Here is an 18,270-nt window from a genome sequence, read left to right as displayed (position 1 = left end):
AAATTATAGACTTGACTTCTTGCACCGGGTGCAAGACGAATCTACCCTTAAACTTTAAACCGGTAACCTGAAACGGCCCTCCTACCAGCTTCCCCCGGCCCCGCCGCCGCCAAAACCGCCGCCGCCAAAACCGCCGAAGCCTCCTCCCCCGCCGCCGCCAGACCAGCCGCCGCCGCCACCGCCGCCGGACCAACCGCCGCCCGGTATAATCCAGCCGCCGCCGCCGCGGTAGCCGCGCCGCGAAACATAGCCCCCGCCGCCATTGCCGCCGCCGCTCATGAATGCCACAAATACAATAACAACAATGATAATCAGGACAATGGTACCGAAGCCGATGCCCTTACCCTGCTTATGATACCCTTCCGGCGCTTTAAACCGGCCGGCTGCCGCCTGGATCAATGCATCGGTACCTTCATCCAGTCCGCGGTAATTATCACCCCGCTTAAAGTCGGGAATAATGATCTGTTGAATAATCTGGTCCGCCACCAGGTCGGTAATCGCTCCTTCCAGGCCATACCCGGTTGCAATAAACAATCCCCGGTCTTTGGACCCGGCATTGATCAGCACTACTACCCCGTTGTTAAATTGTTTCTGACCGCCTACGCCCCATTTCCGCCCCAGCGCTATTGCATAATCATCGCGGGAATATCCCTTCAGGTCATCTACAATTACAACCGCGATCTGGTTGGAGGTACTGTCGTCATAGGCCACCAGCTTGCGCTCCAGGGCCTGCACCTGCTCAGGCGTTAAAAACCGACCGGTAAAATCGCTGACCAGCCGGGGTGGGTTGGGCGGGTTGGGGATTACCGATTCGACCTGGGCAAAACACCAGACTGAAACGAATAAAAAGTATAGTAAAAAAAATTTCTTCATGGAATGCTTAACTGCCAAAAACAATGTCGTCCGGGAGCTCATTCTGATCCGTAGCCCGGTCAAAAGGGAAATAATGATAGAGGCCTTCTCCAATCTGGTGAATGTATTCACTGATGCCGGTGGCAAAATGTTTCCGGTTAAAATGTGCCAGTATCTTTGCTACAAGCTCATTCCAGTAATGCTCCCCCGTACGCTGATAGATGCCTTCATCTCCAAAAATCGCCAGTTGCCGGTCTTTGACGGCCACATAAAGCAATACAGCATTCCGGTCTGTTGTATTATCCATCTTTAGCTTAAAGAAAACCTCCGCAGCACGGTCAACAGGGTCTACATATTTGTTATGACTTTCGATGTACACCCGTATCTCGCCGCTGGTGCGGCTTTCTGCCCGGCGAATGGCTTCAATGACCTGCTCCTTTTCGGCATTGGTGAGCACTTCTTTTGGATGTTTGTTAAATAATGAAAAGGCCACGCTATCAGAATTTAATGACTACATTTTTATCGGTACCGGCTGCTGCCTGAAATCCTTCCCTGGGGCTGAATCCAAAGGCACCGGCAACAATCTTACCCGGAAAACCCCGTACGGCGCTGTTATAATCGGCCACGGCTGCATTAAAATCGTTGCGGGCTACTTTGATCCGCCGTTCATTGCCCTCCAGCTGGGTTTGCAGCCCGCGGTAAGCCTCCGTACCCCGAAGGGCCGGATATTTTTCAATGATAGCGATGATCCGGTTGGAGGCCGCCGCCAGCGAATCCTGTAAAGCAGCCTGCCGTCCGTAATTTTCCGCGGTCATGTCCCCGCCAGCTCCCTGTTGTGCTTTCTGACGTGCTTCGGCAATGGCCACCAGTGTAGACTGCTCAAAACCCGAGATGCCTTTAACCACACTTACCAGGTTGGGCGTAAGATCTAACCGGCGCTGGTAGGTGTTTTGTACTTCGCTCCATTGCTGCTGCACTTTTTCTTCCTTTTTTACAAATGCGTTGTAGGTTGTAAAAAAATAGATCGCTATAATGCCCAGCACTGCCGCTATGATCAGCCCCCTTTTTTTCATATACCGCTATTAGAATTTTACGCTGGGGGCTTTATCGGCACCGGGATCGGCTTTAAATCCTTCCTTGGCATGAAACCCGAAGATACCTCCCAGGATGTTCATGGGGAAAGAACGCACTTTTACATTGTAGCTGTTCACTGCTGTATTGAAGGTCTGGCGTGATGTACGGATATCATTCTCAATTCCTTCCAGCTGCCCCTGTAACTGCAGGAAGTTCTGGTTGGCTTTTAATTCCGGATAAGCCTCCACAGTAACCAGCAAACGTCCCAGCGCACTGGTCATTTGCCCCTGGGCAGCCTGAAATTCGGCCAGCTTTTCTGGTGTAAGATTTTCGGGGTTTACCTGAACCGATGTTGCCTTGGCGCGTGCATTGATCACATCCGTTAATGTGGATTTTTCAAAATTTGCCGCCCCTTTTACAGTTTCTACCAGGTTGCCTACGAGATCATTTCTTTTCTGGTATTCACTCTGAACATTGCTCCAGGCCTTGTTTACACTTTCCTGTTCCTTTACAAGTCCGTTATAGCCGTTGCATCCCATAAAGCCGAGGACTACTAACAGAATAACAATGATTAACGTAACTCCTTTCATATAATTTGTGTTTTAGGATTTGATAAAACAAATTTATGCTAAATAATATACCAAGATATTAAATTATAGATCCCGTTCCGCTTTTAAGGCCCTGATATTCGGTAAAGAATGCAGAATTGGCGGTGAAAAGGTTTCAGACCTGGCAAGCCGTTTAAAAATGAGGCGGCAGGCATTAAGATTTCAAAGACCCGAACCGGGTGAAAAACCGATCTATGCCAGACAGGCCCGGGCCCAATGTTGATTTTTGAACCCATCGGACCCTATCGTGTGGACATAAATATATTTATTTGAAGTTACCGTGAAATATAGTACGGGTAAGCCTTTCACGCCAAAAAGATCGCATCTTTTAATGGCAAACAGGCGCAGCGCGCCGTTGACCCTTATAACGATGAACCTCCAAAACATTCCGTAGCCGCAGCGCGGCGGTAATTTCCTGTGCACCGCTTATTCAAACCGCAATGATTACCGGTGCGCTGCACCTTTATTACCTGTATGGTCATTTACTAACAGGATCAGCGCTGCGCTGCAGCTTCCGGGGACAAAAATTAACCTGACGCGTATGACTAACGGAGAGACCCGGACCACAGTTCCTTTTTCCGGGAAAATCTGCGAAATCCCCCGGGAAACTTATCTATTTGCACCTGAAGACAGTTGTAATTCGATAGGTCGCTTTGTCTATTTTGAAAATGTGTTCACACGATAGGTCAGCAAAGGGATCGTCCGGGCGGGCATTAAACCCGAAACCGTTCCTTATGGTTTATCAGCGGGTGGTTTCACTCTCAGCAATATTTTCTTATCCAAAAACCAGAGCATCCCCCGCCCCCCGGTTCCCAGGAAAATATCGGGGTTGCCCACATAATCCGGTTTACTGAACTGCAGTTCCGCATGTTGCAGGCTGTCCAGCCAGGGAAAATCAAATTGCTCTTTTGCGTATGCTCCCTTAGGAAAATCCGCGTCCATATAGGCATTCATAATGGCGGTATAGGTTTTTTCATCATAATAAAGGATGGCTTCCAGTCCGTCCATATTTTGACCGTTCCACTGAAAAACCACGCTGTAAGGACGGTAGATTTCCAGGTTGATGATTTTGCCCAGGGTTTCTTTGTTCTCAGAAATCGCAAGACCTGTTTGTGGCCGTAATGCCGGGCCGGGTGCGTCTGGCGGCGAAGCCGGATGCCGGTTTCCGCAGGCTGCGGCCAGTAGCAGGATCAAAAGCAACGGGAGGGTCCATTTCATAACAAGCAAATTAAATCAATTTCAGCAACCGGGGCAGGAAGATTACCAGCCCCGTAACAAAGGCTCCGGCGGCAACAACCAGCACCGCTGCTGCCGAAACATCCTTAATATATTTAATACCGGGATGTTTTTCTGCATGCACCTGGTCGCAGACCTTTTCAATGGCCGTATTCACAAGTTCCAAACCCATTACGCCAACAATGCAAATAATGATGATCAGCCATTCGTAAACAGTCACGTTTAAAAAGAACGCGAGGCAGATAGTCAACAACGCGGCAAATGTATGGAACCGGAAATTTTGCTCGGACCGGAACGCGGCCTTTAGACCGCTGATGGCATAACCAAAGCTCCGAAATAATTTTTTAAGGGAAATGAAGCCTCGCATATCCAAAACTACGATAAAAGCTCAAAAGCTGGTGTATTGCTACAGATGCGCGGGTGCATTCCAAATTGTCGCTCTCATGCTGATTTATTTCAGCATCTATGCATATTGTCGTTCAATAGACGCTGAAACAAGAACAGAGCCCGGGTCAAGCCCGGGATGACATCTTCAGGATGACATTACGTTTATGGGAGTGTGACAATTCAGTGTTTCTGAGGCTCTACGGCTTTCCAACAAACTCAGTGTTTTTTGATTTAGCGGCTTCCAATAAAAATGCGGAGCCATCGGACTCCGCACTATGAACCATTAAAAAAAGGCGTTTTATGCTTCTTCAATAGCTGCAATACCCGGAAGGGTTTTGCCTTCAAAGAATTCCAGCATGGCGCCGCCGCCGGTGGATACATAGCTTACCTTATTGGTATAGCCAAATTTATTGACTGCAGCTACACTGTCGCCGCCGCCCACCAAAGAAAATGCCCCGTTCTGTGTTGCCTCGGCAACGGCATCTGCAATGGCTTTGGTTCCACCCTGAAATTTTTCCATTTCAAAAACGCCCATCGGGCCGTTCCACAAAATGGTCTTTGATTTTTTGATCACGTTTGCAAACTGATCCCGGGCTTCATGCGCCACATCCAGCCCCATCCATCCCTCGGGAATGTTATCGCTGGGCGCTTCGGAAACGCTGGCGTCTGCAGCAAATTTATCGGCAATAATGCTTACCCCCGGAAGGTGGATGCATACATTTTTTTCTTTTGCTTTTTCAAGGATTTCCTTTGCGGTACCCAAACGATCTTCTTCACAAAGAGAAGCGCCGATCTTTCCGCCCAATGCTTTATAAAAAGTATAAGCCATACCACCGCCGATGATGATATCCGTAGCTTTTTCCATCAGGTTTTCAATAATCAGGATCTTATCCGACACTTTGGCCCCGCCCAGGATGGCGGTAAAGGGCTTCTCGCTTTGAGAAAGTACTTTTTGTGCGCTGTTTACTTCGTTCTCCATCAGCAGACCGAACATTCTCTTATCTGCAGCGAAGAATTTTGCTATAACGGCGGTGGATGCATGGGCCCGGTGTGCCGTACCAAAGGCATCATTCACATATACATCGCCCAGCTTGCTCAATTTCCCGGCAAACGCCTCATCCCCTTTTTCTTCTTCTTTATAAAAACGGAGGTTTTCCAGCAGCAGCACTTCACCCGGCCGCATCATATCTGCCGTCAGATAGGCCTGCTCACCAATACAATCGTTGGCAAACAGCACTGTTGCCCCACCCAGCAATTCACTCAGGTGGTTTACCAGGTGCCTGAGAGAAAACTTGTCCTCCGGTCCGTTTTTGGGGCGGCCCAGGTGCGACATCAGGATCACTTTACCACCATCTGCAAGAATCTTTTTGATGGTTGGAACGGCGGCCTTCATACGGGCATCGGAAGTGATCTCCATGTTCTCATTCAGCGGAACGTTGAAATCCACGCGGATCAGTGCTTTCTGATTATTGAAATTATAGTTTGAAAATTTTGACATCTCTTTTTTAGTTTAAAAGTTGAAAAAGGTGCCGGCAGCCTCATGTATTGCAGCACAAGAGTGCGACGCAAGGATGATGCCATCTGTACAGCAACCGGTCCAATACACTTCGTCACTGCTCAGTGTAAAAGAAAAAAGCGGAGGCCTCACCTCCGCCCCCTCTCCCATTGGAGAGGGGAGAGTGTGAATTATTTAAAAAAATTACTTGTTGATCAGTTTCGCAAAATATTCAACCGTGCGCACCAGCTGCGATACATAGCTCATTTCATTGTCATACCAGGAAACGGTACGTACCAGTTGCTTGTCGCCTACGGTCATTACTTTGGTCAATGTAGCATCAAACAAAGAGCCGTAATGCGTTCCGATTACATCGCTGCTTACGATTTCATCTTCATTATAACCAAAGCTTTCATTAGCTGCTGCTTTCATTGCTGCATTGATCTCTTCAGCAGAAGTCTGTTTTTTCAGCGTTACATTCAGCTCAGTGATAGAACCGGTGATTGTAGGAACACGCTGTGCGCTGCCATCCAGCTTGCCTTTCAGACTGGGCAATACCAGGCCAATTGCTTTTGCGGCACCGGTGCTGTTGGGCACGATGTTGGCGGCAGCAGCTCTTGCCCTTCTCAGGTCACCTTTGGGATGCGGCGCGTCCAGGGTGTTTTGATCGTTGGTATAGGCGTGAATAGTGGTCATGATACCCAGTTCGATACCAAATTGATCTTCCAGCACTTTGGCCATAGGGGCCAGACAGTTGGTGGTGCAGGAAGCACAGCTGATGATGGTTTCGCTGCCATCCAGGATATCGTGGTTCACGTTGAATACAACGGTTTTCAGATCACCGGTTGCCGGAGCAGAGATCACCACTCTTTTAGCGCCTGCGGCGATGTGTGCTTCTGCTTTTGTTTTATCCGTAAAGAACCCGGTACATTCCAGTACCACGTCTACATCATGATCTTTCCAGGGAATTTGAGAAGGATCTTTCTGCGCATATATTTTTATTTCATTACCGTCTACGATAATGGAGTTTTCGGTGCTTTTTACATCCTGGTGAAAGCCGCCCTGAGCGGAATCATATTTTAACAGGTGAGCTAATACCTTGGGGCTGGTCAAATCATTGATTGCAACAACATCGATACCTTGTTGGTTATAGATTTGACGATAAGCCAACCGGCCGATTCTGCCAAAGCCGTTGATGGCTACTTTTACTGTACTCATAGTTGTGTAAAAAATTTAATTAAGTAAGAACAATTTTTGGAGGCGTAAAGTTACAGCATTTTGTACGGAATACATATTAAACGATTTCGATTTTTCGCTTGCTTTTTTAAAAAAGCAATTATTTTATTATTTTTTTTGGCCAATCCATTTAAGTCCATTATCTTTGCACTCCCAAAAAACGGATAACGCCGCGTTGGTCAAGGGGTTAAGACGCATCCCTTTCACGGATGAATCACGGGTTCGATTCCCGTACGCGGTACCAAAAGGGGACTTTCAGAGGAATTTTGAAAGTCCCCTTTTTCATTTCCTCTATCTCTATTTGAAATATCAGCAGTTACCAAAACAAATTGGTTAATTCCCCTGGTTAGATATTCATGTTTTTGCGCGTCATAAAAAAAACCATTTGGGAACACTATTTTTTGAACCATACGCTTATCCTCTAATCCGCCAGAGCCCCATATAACACTGAGCTTTTCAAGCTTTTTGAGTGATACTTCAAGTAGATTTTCGAGGTTAGATATCTTCCCCGGAAGCGTGTTGATTTCTTTATGAATTTCCTGCATTTCCCCACTTAAATGCTCTAAAGTGACCGCGTAAGCTTCTTTATCAATTTCACCCAAACCCAGACGAATTGTCAGTTCTTTCTTCTTTTGCTCAAAATTCTTCAACCGGGTCTCTAATGAATTTTCATTTCCAGAGACATCGCTTTGATAATACTCAAGTAGTTTGACCAGCTGCTTTTTTATTAATGGCGCGATCGAGCCCGGCAGTGAATACCGATGCAATAAATCAAGGAACAATTCATCACCTCCTGTTTTCTTAGCTTTTGAAGTTGTCTTTGCATTCAGATTAACTCCATTGCATTTTAAACATCTGTAATAATGTAGGTTTTTTTTCCGCACAACATACCCAACCATAAAGCCTCCGCAATTATTGCATCTCAACGATCGGAGCAAAGGACGGTTCTCCTCTTCCTTATTTTGGTGGTAGCCGGAATGACTACCGTCTAATATCTGTTGTACTTTGATGAAATCCTTTTCACTCACCAGAGGCTCCCAATTTCCTTTTTGGGGTTCGGTCAGTAGCCGATTAATAATTACACCACAGTAAAATGGGTTTCTCCAAATTTTGCTGAGCTTCTGAGATCTAATTACCAACCCCCGCGCGGCCAACTTTCGGATAATTTGAGCATCGCTATACAAGCCGGAAAGTTTCCACCGCCAGGCTTCTTTTATAAGTAGGCCTTCTTTATTTATTACGATCCGTTGCCGGCGGGCAAAAAACTTTTCAGTTCTCACCCGCGGACCGTAATGGTCATATCCTATGGGCCCGGTAGCCAACCAATTTCCTTTCTCCAAAAATCTCTTCATACTGGGAATTATTATTTCCTTTCGCTCAAGATTTTCCTTATAGGCATGGAAGAGGCTTTCATAGATAGCAGCCTTCCCTCTTTCTGAAGTTGTTGTCAAACCAGAGCTCACCTCTATCAAATGAACTCCTATCTCATCTACCAGTCGGTTCACCAATCCGATGGCGTTTCCACCTGAACGCGAAAAACGACTCATCTTATACACCAAAATTGCGTATGGCTTTTTTCGGCTGGACTCCACTTTACTTATAAGTCTATTAAACTCTTTCCGCGTGAAATCGGACTTTGCGCTTTCATATGTTCCTCCAAATTCCTCGGTGACGCGGTAATTATTCATTGACGCAAAAGCCCGGTTCGCAGCCAATTGATTGTCCACACTGGAATTTTTCTCAAATTGCTCCTTCGAACTCACACGAGTATAAATCCAAACGAAGGGATCTTCTTTCACTTCGTTGGCCTCATTGGGAATAAACCGTTTAAAATAATCAAGACTCATCGTTTTCAAAATAAATGTTATACAATACGGAGCTGATCTCATATATAAATTCAATCAACTGCATTTTTTGCTCCGGAGTAAAATGTCGGTAACATTCGATGGTATCGATATCTTCCACAGTAAGTAATAACTTCCTCTTATCAAGGATGTCGCCTTTTTCATCAGGTTTCCTTTCCATACCTCTAAATTTTTGGGGATTGAAAGTAACAACCCGAAGTATTCATTATTGTGAGATACTACCACATAGGAAGCGATCAAATTTTCCAGGCGCTCTGCCTAAGATAAAAAACTATCCGGTAATAACAAAGAATCTTTATCCATTCTTTTTGTTTCAATTCTATAATTCCGTATTACACAACTACATCCCATTATGCGTAGTACGAAGGGCACTGTAAATTTTGAGCATTCAGACGCTTAATGAACGCCCTTCCAGTAAAATAAACTCAACAAAAGAACTACCAGATACCAATATCTCACTGTTTTCACTTTCCACGGATTTCAATTTTGTGCAGGTTCAATTCCTCAAAAATGAAAAAAATGACACAAGTGAATTCCGGATACAAAACAAAAATTCCTGAACGTGTAGAGACTATCCCATACTTCTTCCGACTGGGGCTGCAGGTAAAACATGCTGATGCATTTTTACTTTATTACCGGCATTTGGATTGGACGCTTGAAACAGGGCAACCAATAAAAAACTGGAAATCACTTGCATTCAACTGGGTGTATTCCTTCCAAAAAGCAAAACCTTTCCGCAAACAATCGATTCATTCTTAAAAGTAAAAAATGAGCAAAGACGAATACAAATAAAAATCGGGAACAACAAAATACTGATTTGTCACCCAGATACTTCCAGAGAACCTGATGCTGAGTTTATAAAAGACTTTCAGAAAGCCGGCGCATCCCAACCTGAAACACTCCAAGATTTCTTTATTCGTTTGACTGAAATTCGGCAAACATCCATTTCATCTAACAACAAACACAATAAAATGAGTTTATTTCATGACTTACTACAGGAGCAAATAAATCTCCTAAAAGAAAAAGGATACGAGGAAAAGGTCCTTAACAGTCCATACAAAGACGGATTACTGTTTACACAATTACGGCAGGAGTTCTCAAATGCGCTACATGAAAGTCTGAGGGAAGACGAACCCGCAACTTTCCAAATTGCTACCGTTGGATTCTTCAACAATGACAAAGACATTGTTCAAATATCCTTCAGTTATGAATTCGCGCCGGCGAACAATAACCTTTCCCTGAAAGAAATTGAATTCATACACAACGATAATCAAAGGAAACTTAATATCAATTCTCCACATGACATTCCACACTACTCCCAGGCTTTATTGATTTTTACGAAAGAAGTTCGAATTCTGCAAAACCGTTCCAACAAAATCAGGTAGTTCGTCAGAGACAACATCGCTACTATGTTTTCACTCAAAAAATCACTACAATAAAAAATAAAAACCTATGGCAGAAATGAAACGAAGAACCATCCTGTTCTCAACGGGGCGCCAATTAAAACTCTTTGGGAACAGTATTGGAATTGGAAAAACCCTGGAGATTGGCGAAAGCTATATTCCTAATATTTTATCTACCAATCCTGGAGATCCGTTGGAGGAAGAAGCCTCAATGGTTCACAATCCCCACCGGTTGACCAGGGAGGAAGTAATGGAACTGGCCGATTATATGATGAGTCTTTGGCTGCAGCTGAAGGACAACATCCGTAAAAACGGAATGGACAGCCCGAAAATATTTGCGCGGGACAAATCCAAATAACCACTGAAAAATCCGACAATATGAAAGAAGAAAAAATACAGGAACTACTGGACTATCTCTCCAGGATTGGGTTCCGGGGAGCGCAACTTGATACCGACATCAGGCAGCAAATAAAATCAGAAAAATTTGAGTTCAGCGTCACTCAGGAATTATCCTTTGACAATGAAAAGATATTTTTCACCATCAACCTTCAAAGAGATCAACAATTTAATGCCTACCGGCTAACAGCTTACACCGCCTACCACCAGGCACCTCCAGATGGCAAAGAAAGTGTGCGAAAGTTTTCGGTTACACGAAGCGGTATTTGCAATGTTAACCTCGCTTTTAATATTGTTTCCGGCAAATTTGATGATCTCATGGGTAAATGAGTACGATGAAACTGGAAGACTTCCTGAATGTAGACTCCTATGGGAAAATAGAGGAAATGCTTTCGACCGGTTCGGAGGAATTCGAAATAACCTATTCCCGCAACGAGCCTGAAGGAAATATAGAATTCAATATACCCGTTGCTAAATCAGGTGGATTGTATTCAATAGGAGACTATAATGCCATATTAACTCCATACCCGCCTATCGAACACGGCATCCACAATGGAGTTGATTCTTACCAGCTGGAGCAGCTGATGCGTCAAATTAATTGGCGGGATGACGATCAACTATTCATCTTCCACGACGATTGGGAGCCATCGTTCAAACCCAGAGTTGAGAAGGTGCAAGAACAGATCTATCGGCTAAGCTATGATTCAATTGGGGCCGACATTGCGGACAAACTGGAACTGAAATATTGGAGTGACACCAGCTTTTTCGAAGATAACATTCAGCAGACAGCCTGGGATTACTTTGATTCATTGCCGAAAAGAGAAATGAAATTTCCCGCCAACGTGGAAGCGAAAACGAGTTTCAACCTTCTTTGTGGCAGAGCCTCTATGCACAACCAAAAGCAACTTCCCAGCGAAGAACAACAACAATGGATAAGGCTGGATCTCACCTCACGCGTTGATGAAAAACGCTACAAAACAGATGTGATCAGTGGCTTTAGTGAGGAAAAGCTATTTTCAATTCTGTCCTCCATGCCAATTCCCGCCCATCAGCAGACCAGAACACTTCTCGATCTTGAATGTGGAGATGCTGCCTCGCTGACATTGCACAATGGCAGAAAAATTGTACTTGAAGCCAACCCCGAGCAGCAAACGGTCGATGTTTATTCCGAGAGCTTGCGTCCCATAATGGTAAATTTTTATTTTGATCCTGACTGGGCTCCATCTCAAAAGGCAGATACATATTCTGAAACACTTAAAAGAAAACCCATGAAAAACATTCACCACCCCAATAAATCTTCAGTCGATATCCAGCAGCCGAAGCGAAAAAAATAACAGAATACTCAGCAAGGAAGCACCTGAAAAATCCTGCCAGTATTTCGGCATAAAATATTGCAGAAACAATAGTATCCGTTTTTGCGCCGCTTCCGAACGCTTTATGCGCGTTCAGCAAGATGTATAGTTGTGCACAACTAAAATACCGCACCTTCAAAGTCCGTGCGGTGTAAAGCCTCCAGTGTCGACTTTTATGACAGGGTTAGTTAATGCAATATAATAAATGCTAAAGAAACTGAACGATAAGGATACACTTAAATACGACATTAAGCTCCGGGTCAACCAGTGGCACTATGATCGTTTGTGCAAACTTCATTCCTTGTCTCATTATAAAAACATGAGTGAGTTACTCAGGGATATTGTGTCTTAACAGCCATAAATTTATTAATAATATTAGAAGCATCCTTTTTCTTATAATTTTCAAAACCACCAAAATAATTTTCCGTGATTTGAAGAGGACATGTGTCATTGCTTCTTGACATAATATGGAGATCTACCAGCATTCTTTAATATAATAAAGCCTTAAGAGAAAAGATTCCCGCTTATGTGTACAAAAACTATTTCAGCACTTGTATTAAAGTCTAAAAAATTCATAAAACGCAAAATCACTTCTTGAGCAACGGTCTCATCCTGACCATTTGTAATTGAAATTTCCTCCAACAGCGACAATTAGAAATCAAATATCCGGGCGTTTAACGCATTCATCAACTTTGCAACTATTTCAGGATGTTCCACGGCCCTGTTTACTTTTTCGCCCGGATCCTCAGCAAGATTGTAGAGCTCAAAATTCCAGTCGCCTTTGGCAGTTCGGCCCGGTATCAATTTCCAATTACCTTCCCGGAACGCATACTGTCCGGAATAGGTATGATGGACCAGTTCGTTCCGGTGCATTGACGAAGCCGGGTTATACAGGACCTTTGCAAAACTTTTGCTATCCTTTCCGGCCGGCAGGGGCACACCTATTAATTCCGATGCCGTAGCCAGCATATCAAGGTTTGATATAAGGGCATCTGAAACAGCTTTCTTCTTTATCACCGCCGGCCACGAGACGATGAACGGAATGCGATGTCCACCTTCATACAACGCACTTTTAAATCCTTTCAGGTTACCGCAGGACCTGTGGCCATAATCCTTTCCATCATCGCTTGCCGGTGTACCACCATTGTCCGAAGTTACAATCAGGATCGTATTTTTGTCAATCCCCAATTCTTTTAATTTGTTCATGATCTGTCCAACCGACCAGTCAAATTCATAAACCATATCGCCGCGTTCTCCCGCCCTACTTTTACCCTTGGCAACGGCAGAAGGCGTACATGGACGATGCGGCGCCACCGGGGTAAAGTATAGAAAAAAAGGTTTCCTGGCGGTAGCAGCAGACTCAATGAACATTTCCGCTTCGTTCGTCAGGATGGGGCCGATGGCCGTATCACTCCAGTTCTCAGCCATCCAGCCTTCATGGACCTCGGCAGCCGATGTACCAGGAACTGTGGGCGTTTTGGCTGCCCTCCATTTATCAGGGCTACCCATCGCATACCTGTTTTTCAGAAAGGCATGAGGTTCCATATTCTGCCCGCCGGCTGAGCCAAAAAAATAGTCAAACCCCAAATCATTGGGGCCACCAAAAGTGGGCGTCATGAAGTCCACATTCTTTGTCCCCTTCAATCCCGACTCATGGAAATCCTTGGGCACAACGAACCCATATCCCGCTTTCTTTAAAAACCCGATACCGAGGTGCCATTTGCCAATGGCCGCGGTTTGATAGCCAGCCTTCTTAAACAGGTCTGCAATCGTCACTTCATGATTATCGATCAGCGGCTCATCGTATCCTGACCATAATACTTCCTTTTTTAAACGCGACTTCCATGCATACCGGCCATTGATAACGCTATACCGCGAAGGCGTGCACACCGATGATGCCGAATGCGCATCAGTAAACATCATTCCATTTGCTGCCAGCTGATCCATATTGGGAGTTGGTATCTTTGACTCCGGATTATAACATTGCGGATCCCCGTATCCCATATCATCAGCCATAATGAAGATCACATTGGGTTGGGCTTGCGGCTGCTTTTGTGCTGCTACAGCCACATTGCATAAAATAAGTACCGCTAAAAACGTCAGATTTCTTTTCATTTTGCTTTTAAGACAATTTGTTCGCCAATCGTTGTTTTCAAATAATACGTATATTCTTTAGGCTTTACAAAAGCCGTCGTTTCCTGCTTGGAGTGATCGATAAAATCCGTAGTCCGGACCGGTTCCATCAGTGGATTCATTGCGGTCCCCTCTAAAAGCCGGCCGCCGGTTATCTGAAGCGCAACAGGGCTCTTTACAGGTAATACTCCTCCTTTTTTTGACACAATCCGGGCGTCTGTTAACCGGTGATCTTTCCAATGTATATCCACTTCAAAATCCCCACGCGCCTTAAGACCTTTTATAGATCCCTGCTGCCATTTATCCGGAAGGGCCGGCAGCAGTTGCAGGTATCCATCGTGCGATTGCAGTAACATTTCCGCGATTCCTGCTGCAGCGCCAAAGTTCCCATCGATTTGAAAAGGCGGACAGGCATCAAACAGATTAGCGTAACAACCGGAGCCAGAAAAGGCAGGATCATTTTCTTTAATCAGGTGAATGAGTTTTGATAAGATGTTTAATGCCCGATTGCCATCATATAAGCGGGCCCAAAGATTCACCTTCCATCCCATGGACCAGCCGGTAGCCTGATCGCCACGGCGCTCCAGCACCCGTTTTACCGCGCCGGTTAATGCTGGACTACTGTTCGGCGTTATCTGGTTGCCGGGATGAAAAGGGTATAAATGCGACAGGTGGCGATGATGTACGTCCTGCTCTTTAAAATCCCACTGCCATTCCTGGAGCTGGCCAAACGATCCAATTTGGTAAGGCAGCAGCTTCTTTTGTTTTGTCCGGATCTCTGCATCCTGGCCATCCTTAATACCTAATATGCTTTGCGCCTCCAGGAAGCGGGAGAAACTTTCCCGGATAATGGCCATATCCATTGTAGGACCGGGACTAAGGGTTGCGTTTTTCCCATCCCCGTATTCAAAAGCATTTTCGGGCGAATGTCCTACCGGTGTTACCAAGTATCCCTCTTTGTTAGAAATGAGCCAGTCCTTATAAAACAATGCAGCGCCCTTCAGCAGCGGATAAACCTCCGATTTCAAAAAAGCCTTATCTCCCGTAAAAATGTAATGCTCCCACAAGTGACTGGTAAGCCACCCCGCCACCACCGGCCAAAAAGAACAGGCACAGATATCGATCGGATCCGCCTTGCGCCAGATACTCATATTATGATTTCCCATCCATCCCTGGTTGCCGTAGATCCTGAGCGCTGCTTCCTTGCCATTTATCGCCAACTCCTTAATTGCTTTAAAAAGCGGTTCATGGCATTCTGAAAGATTGGTAACTTCTGCCGGCCAATAGTTCATCTCCAGGTTGATATTGGTGGTGTATGCGCTGGCCCAGGGCGGTATTACTTTATCATTCCAGATACCCTGCAGGTTTAACGGCTGCCCCCCCTGGCGGGAACCAGCGATCATCAGGTACCTCCCGTATTGAAAAAAAAGCGTTACCAGGTCTTCATCGCCGCCTTTAGCATAATTCATAATACGCCGGTCGGTAGGCAACAGCGATTGTGGTGTTTGCGCATTTAGCGTAAACCGGACCCGGTCAAATAATTTCCGGTAATCCGCCTTATGCCTTCCCAGCAGCTTTTCATAGCTTATATTCCTGAGTTTTGCTAATTGCGCCCGGGTCCTTTCTGAAGCCAGCTCCGGGAACAGAGCCGGGCTCGTCTGAAAATCCTTATAACTGGTGGCAGCGGTTATATACAGCACAAATTCCTCTACATTTTTCAGGAGGATCGCACCTTCCCTGATCATCATATGGCCTCCCCGATGTTCAAATTTTATCCGGTTTTGAAAATACATGCCTAACCCATTCGCTTCATCTGCGTAAAGCACTTGTTTTGCAAACGGTTTTCTTGACCCATCGAGGTTAAAGATCTCCGGGTACTTGCGTTGATCATGGACCGCCTCCACCTGCGCCAGGGTTCTTCTCAGTACAAAACCCGGCGCCCGGCCGTTTAACAGGTATTGATCCCCCTCTCCCGTCAATTGCATCACCGGCTTGTGTGGCGTTGTTAACCGGATACTTCCGTTGATCTTATCAAGACCTGTTGCCTTCATTTTAAGCACCAGGACCCTGTCCGGGTTGGATGCAAATACCTGACGTTCGTACCTTGTCGTTCCTGCACTGTATTCAATACGCGCCACGGCAGTAGAAATATCCAGGTATCGTCTGAAGTCTTTAATAGCTCCCTTGTATTCAAAATCCAGGAGCAGGTCACTCATGGGCTGATAGCACTCCAATGCCCGGCCCAGCCATTGCCGCGTAATAAGGCTCTGGGCTTCTGCATATTTGCCGGTATTCATCAGCTCCATTACCTCGTTGTAATGTTCACGGACAGTGGGCACTTTGTAGCTGGTTGCGGGATCCCCGGAGTAGAGCGTACTCTCGTTTAACTGGATCCGTTCCTTAACAGGATCGCCGAAAATCATTGCTCCCATAAAGCCATTTCCAATAGGCAGAGCCTCCGTCCAGGTCTTTGCAGGCTTGTCATAATAAAGTTCCAGTTTGTTATTCTGAGAAAAGGCCGTGGGTCCCCAAAGGCAACCTACCATTATGTTGATCCATATGATCCTCATTGAAATGATTTTTTCTTGTTCGCAAATACCCACTTTACTCAACAGGCGGGCTGCACGTTTATTTGCCGGCACCAGACCTCCATGTATTGAAAGCAGGCGGTCATCTGGTTACAGGCAGCTTTCTGCCCCTAATGCTTCATCCAACTAATTTGCGGCCATCTATACGATGCGGCCAACGTTTTCATTCCCACGATCGTTCAATCTCCTTTCTTTCCGCTTTAATTTTCCGCAGCCAGGCCTCCAGCTGTGTTTTCATTTTCCGTGCTGTCTGTAAGTTTCTATCAATAATATTGTTTTTTTCAAAAGGGTCGTCTTTTAAGTTAAATAGCTCATACGTTTTACCGTTATTAACAGTTATTAACTTATAGTCATCCGTAACCCATGACTGACTATTATTGAATATAAAACCGATCGGTTTATTGCGCCGCACTTCCTTTTGCTCGATCAATTTCCATGCGGATCTCCCATCATACGTTCTATCCCCCGGCATATCAATATTGAGCAAGTCTAATATCGTAGGAAAATAATCAGAGGTAACCAACGGAACATCTGTGCTTGTTCCGCCTTTTAGTTTATTTTTCCAGATAACGAAGGCTGGTACACGCACCCCACCTTCATACAAAGCCCTTTTACGCCCCCTGAAATTACCGGCACTGCCGGGTGTTTCCGTTTCGGGACCATTATCGCTGCAATAAAAAATCAGGGTATTGTCCGCTTCTCCAATGGATTCAAGGTACTTCCAAAGTCGTCCTAGTTGTTCATCCAGCGCTGTTATTGCCCCATAATAATTTTGCTCATAAAAACCCAGCCCGGGATATTGATTGCGGTAAAACTGGTTGGTTACTATAGGCAAGTGAGGGGTATGAAACCAGATGGTTGAAAAAAAAGGATGGTAATTTTCCTTGGACTGTTGTATAAAATCGATAGCGTGGTCCATGATCAGCTTCGAATCATCGCCCTTTAGAGCTCCTGTTTCTTTCAACAATCCCGTTTTCCAGTAGTACGTTCCATAAACCTGCGTTTCTTCTTTACGTTCCTTTGCGGCCCATCCGTTTCTCAGGCTTTCGCCCTGTCCAAACTGCACCGGCTTTTCCAAAGGATTATAGGTCGGCACCTTCGACTCTGTTGAAAAATAAACGTCATACCCATGATCCGCAGGAACCGTAAAATGTATGATTTCCCCCGGGCGGCCTCCCCTGTTTGCATCCAGTTCTGTTTTAGAGAATGTCCCTAAATGCCATTTACCAAAATGCCCTGTTTTATATCCTTTTTTTTTCAAAACTTCAGCCAGTGTAATTTCATTTAAATCAAGATGTCCCGCGTTAGCATTAGGTACGCCAATACGGCAGGGGTTCCGCCCCGTCATTACACTGGCCCTGGTAGGCGAACATACGGCCGAAGCCGAATAGAAACGATTCAAAACAACTCCCTGCGATGCCAGGTGATCGGTATGGGGTGTTTTGACCTTCGTATTCCCATTGAATCCTACATCAAACCAACCCTGGTCGTCCGCCATAATCAGCAGGATATTAGGAGCTTTTTTTTGGGGTGATGTTTGAGAAGCTCCCCCGATTGGGTTACTCCAGAACACCCCAAAAAAAATCATATACTTTACACGCATAAACTGAATATTTTAATACAATGTTTCAAGACGCTTTCAGCC

The 18,270-nt window shown here is 45.4% G+C and carries 18 protein-coding genes and 1 tRNA gene; 6 read left to right on the top strand and 13 right to left on the bottom strand.

Translation table 11 applies throughout. The features are described from left to right. Positions 1 to 81 precede the first annotated feature (81 nt). The 8 genes from GGU45_RS18635 to gap form a co-directional block, all read right to left on the bottom strand. Entirely contained in the window at positions 82 to 873 is a 792-nt protein-coding gene (locus tag GGU45_RS18635) for a TPM domain-containing protein (RefSeq protein WP_435227307.1), read from the bottom strand. Positions 874 to 880: 7 nt separating this feature from the next. Beyond that, positions 881 to 1,345, bottom strand: a complete 465-nt coding sequence (locus GGU45_RS18630; protein WP_435227305.1) for a TPM domain-containing protein — start codon at positions 1,343 to 1,345, stop codon at positions 881 to 883. Between the two features lie 4 nt (positions 1,346 to 1,349). Beyond that, positions 1,350 to 1,925: a LemA family protein gene (locus GGU45_RS18625; protein ID WP_435227303.1), complete on the bottom strand. Its 576-nt coding sequence runs from the start codon at positions 1,923 to 1,925 to the stop codon at positions 1,350 to 1,352. Between the two features lie 9 nt (positions 1,926 to 1,934). Next, positions 1,935 to 2,516 (bottom strand): LemA family protein, encoded by a 582-nt coding sequence (locus GGU45_RS18620; RefSeq protein ID WP_435227301.1) that lies wholly within the window; start codon positions 2,514 to 2,516, stop codon positions 1,935 to 1,937. Between the two features lie 750 nt (positions 2,517 to 3,266). Continuing rightward, a complete protein-coding gene (locus GGU45_RS18615) occupies positions 3,267 to 3,752 on the bottom strand; it encodes a hypothetical protein (protein WP_435227299.1) in 486 nt (161 codons plus the stop codon). 10 nt (positions 3,753 to 3,762) lie between these two features. Beyond that, positions 3,763 to 4,137, bottom strand: coding sequence for a diacylglycerol kinase (locus GGU45_RS18610; protein ID WP_435227297.1), 375 nt, complete (start codon positions 4,135 to 4,137; stop codon positions 3,763 to 3,765). Positions 4,138 to 4,455: 318 nt separating this feature from the next. Then, entirely contained in the window at positions 4,456 to 5,655 is a 1,200-nt protein-coding gene (locus GGU45_RS18605) for a phosphoglycerate kinase (RefSeq protein WP_435227295.1), read from the bottom strand. A 201-nt stretch (positions 5,656 to 5,856) separates the two neighbouring features. Beyond that, positions 5,857 to 6,870 carry a type I glyceraldehyde-3-phosphate dehydrogenase gene (gene gap, locus GGU45_RS18600; protein ID WP_435227293.1) on the bottom strand — a complete coding sequence of 338 codons (1,014 nt, stop codon included), beginning with the start codon at positions 6,868 to 6,870 and terminating at the stop codon, positions 5,857 to 5,859. Between the two features lie 187 nt (positions 6,871 to 7,057). Here gap and GGU45_RS18595 point away from each other — a divergent pair. After that, positions 7,058 to 7,132, top strand: a tRNA-Glu gene (locus GGU45_RS18595). Here the strand turns inward: GGU45_RS18595 and GGU45_RS18590 are convergent. Both GGU45_RS18590 and GGU45_RS18585 read right to left on the bottom strand, forming a co-directional pair. Then, complete coding sequence (locus tag GGU45_RS18590; protein WP_435227323.1) at positions 7,092 to 8,735, bottom strand: recombinase family protein; 1,644 nt, start codon at positions 8,733 to 8,735, stop codon at positions 7,092 to 7,094. The two genes, GGU45_RS18595 and GGU45_RS18590, sit on opposite strands and share 41 nt — an antisense overlap. Continuing rightward, positions 8,725 to 8,913, bottom strand: a complete 189-nt coding sequence (locus GGU45_RS18585) for a hypothetical protein (RefSeq protein WP_435227291.1) — start codon at positions 8,911 to 8,913, stop codon at positions 8,725 to 8,727. The genes GGU45_RS18590 and GGU45_RS18585 overlap by 11 nt, the downstream gene beginning before the upstream one ends. Positions 8,914 to 9,263: 350 nt before the next feature. Here GGU45_RS18585 and GGU45_RS18580 point away from each other — a divergent pair, with 350 nt between their 5' ends. The 5 genes from GGU45_RS18580 (at position 9,264) to GGU45_RS18560 (ending at position 11,886) form a co-directional block, all read left to right on the top strand. Beyond that, positions 9,264 to 9,512, top strand: a complete 249-nt coding sequence (locus GGU45_RS18580) for a hypothetical protein (protein ID WP_435227289.1) — start codon at positions 9,264 to 9,266, stop codon at positions 9,510 to 9,512. A 212-nt stretch (positions 9,513 to 9,724) separates the two neighbouring features. Then, positions 9,725 to 10,138, top strand: a complete 414-nt coding sequence (locus GGU45_RS18575) for a hypothetical protein (RefSeq protein ID WP_435227287.1) — start codon at positions 9,725 to 9,727, stop codon at positions 10,136 to 10,138. Positions 10,139 to 10,205: 67 nt separating this feature from the next. Then, entirely contained in the window at positions 10,206 to 10,514 is a 309-nt protein-coding gene (locus GGU45_RS18570) for a hypothetical protein (RefSeq protein WP_435227285.1), read from the top strand. A 20-nt stretch (positions 10,515 to 10,534) separates the two neighbouring features. Beyond that, positions 10,535 to 10,882 (top strand): hypothetical protein, encoded by a 348-nt coding sequence (locus GGU45_RS18565; protein ID WP_435227283.1) that lies wholly within the window; start codon positions 10,535 to 10,537, stop codon positions 10,880 to 10,882. A 5-nt stretch (positions 10,883 to 10,887) separates the two neighbouring features. Then, the gene (locus GGU45_RS18560; RefSeq protein WP_435227281.1) at positions 10,888 to 11,886 is read left to right on the top strand and encodes a hypothetical protein; all 999 of its coding nucleotides are present in this window, start codon (positions 10,888 to 10,890) and stop codon (positions 11,884 to 11,886) included. Between the two features lie 669 nt (positions 11,887 to 12,555). Here the strand turns inward: GGU45_RS18560 and GGU45_RS18555 are convergent. The 3 genes from GGU45_RS18555 to GGU45_RS18545 form a co-directional block, all read right to left on the bottom strand. Then, entirely contained in the window at positions 12,556 to 14,019 is a 1,464-nt protein-coding gene (locus GGU45_RS18555) for a sulfatase family protein (RefSeq protein WP_435227279.1), read from the bottom strand. Next, positions 14,016 to 16,607 (bottom strand): glycoside hydrolase family 95 protein, encoded by a 2,592-nt coding sequence (locus tag GGU45_RS18550; protein WP_435227277.1) that lies wholly within the window; start codon positions 16,605 to 16,607, stop codon positions 14,016 to 14,018. Before GGU45_RS18550 ends, GGU45_RS18555 begins: the two co-directional genes overlap by 4 nt. 181 nt (positions 16,608 to 16,788) lie before the next feature. Continuing rightward, complete coding sequence (locus GGU45_RS18545) at positions 16,789 to 18,228, bottom strand: sulfatase-like hydrolase/transferase (protein WP_435227275.1); 1,440 nt, start codon at positions 18,226 to 18,228, stop codon at positions 16,789 to 16,791. Positions 18,229 to 18,270: the final 42 nt, after the last annotated feature.

The sequence above is a fragment of the Niabella hirudinis genome (assembly GCF_051201075.1).
GTDB lineage: Bacteria > Bacteroidota > Bacteroidia > Chitinophagales > Chitinophagaceae > Niabella > Niabella hirudinis.
This window is presented reverse-complemented; position numbering and strand designations above follow the sequence as displayed.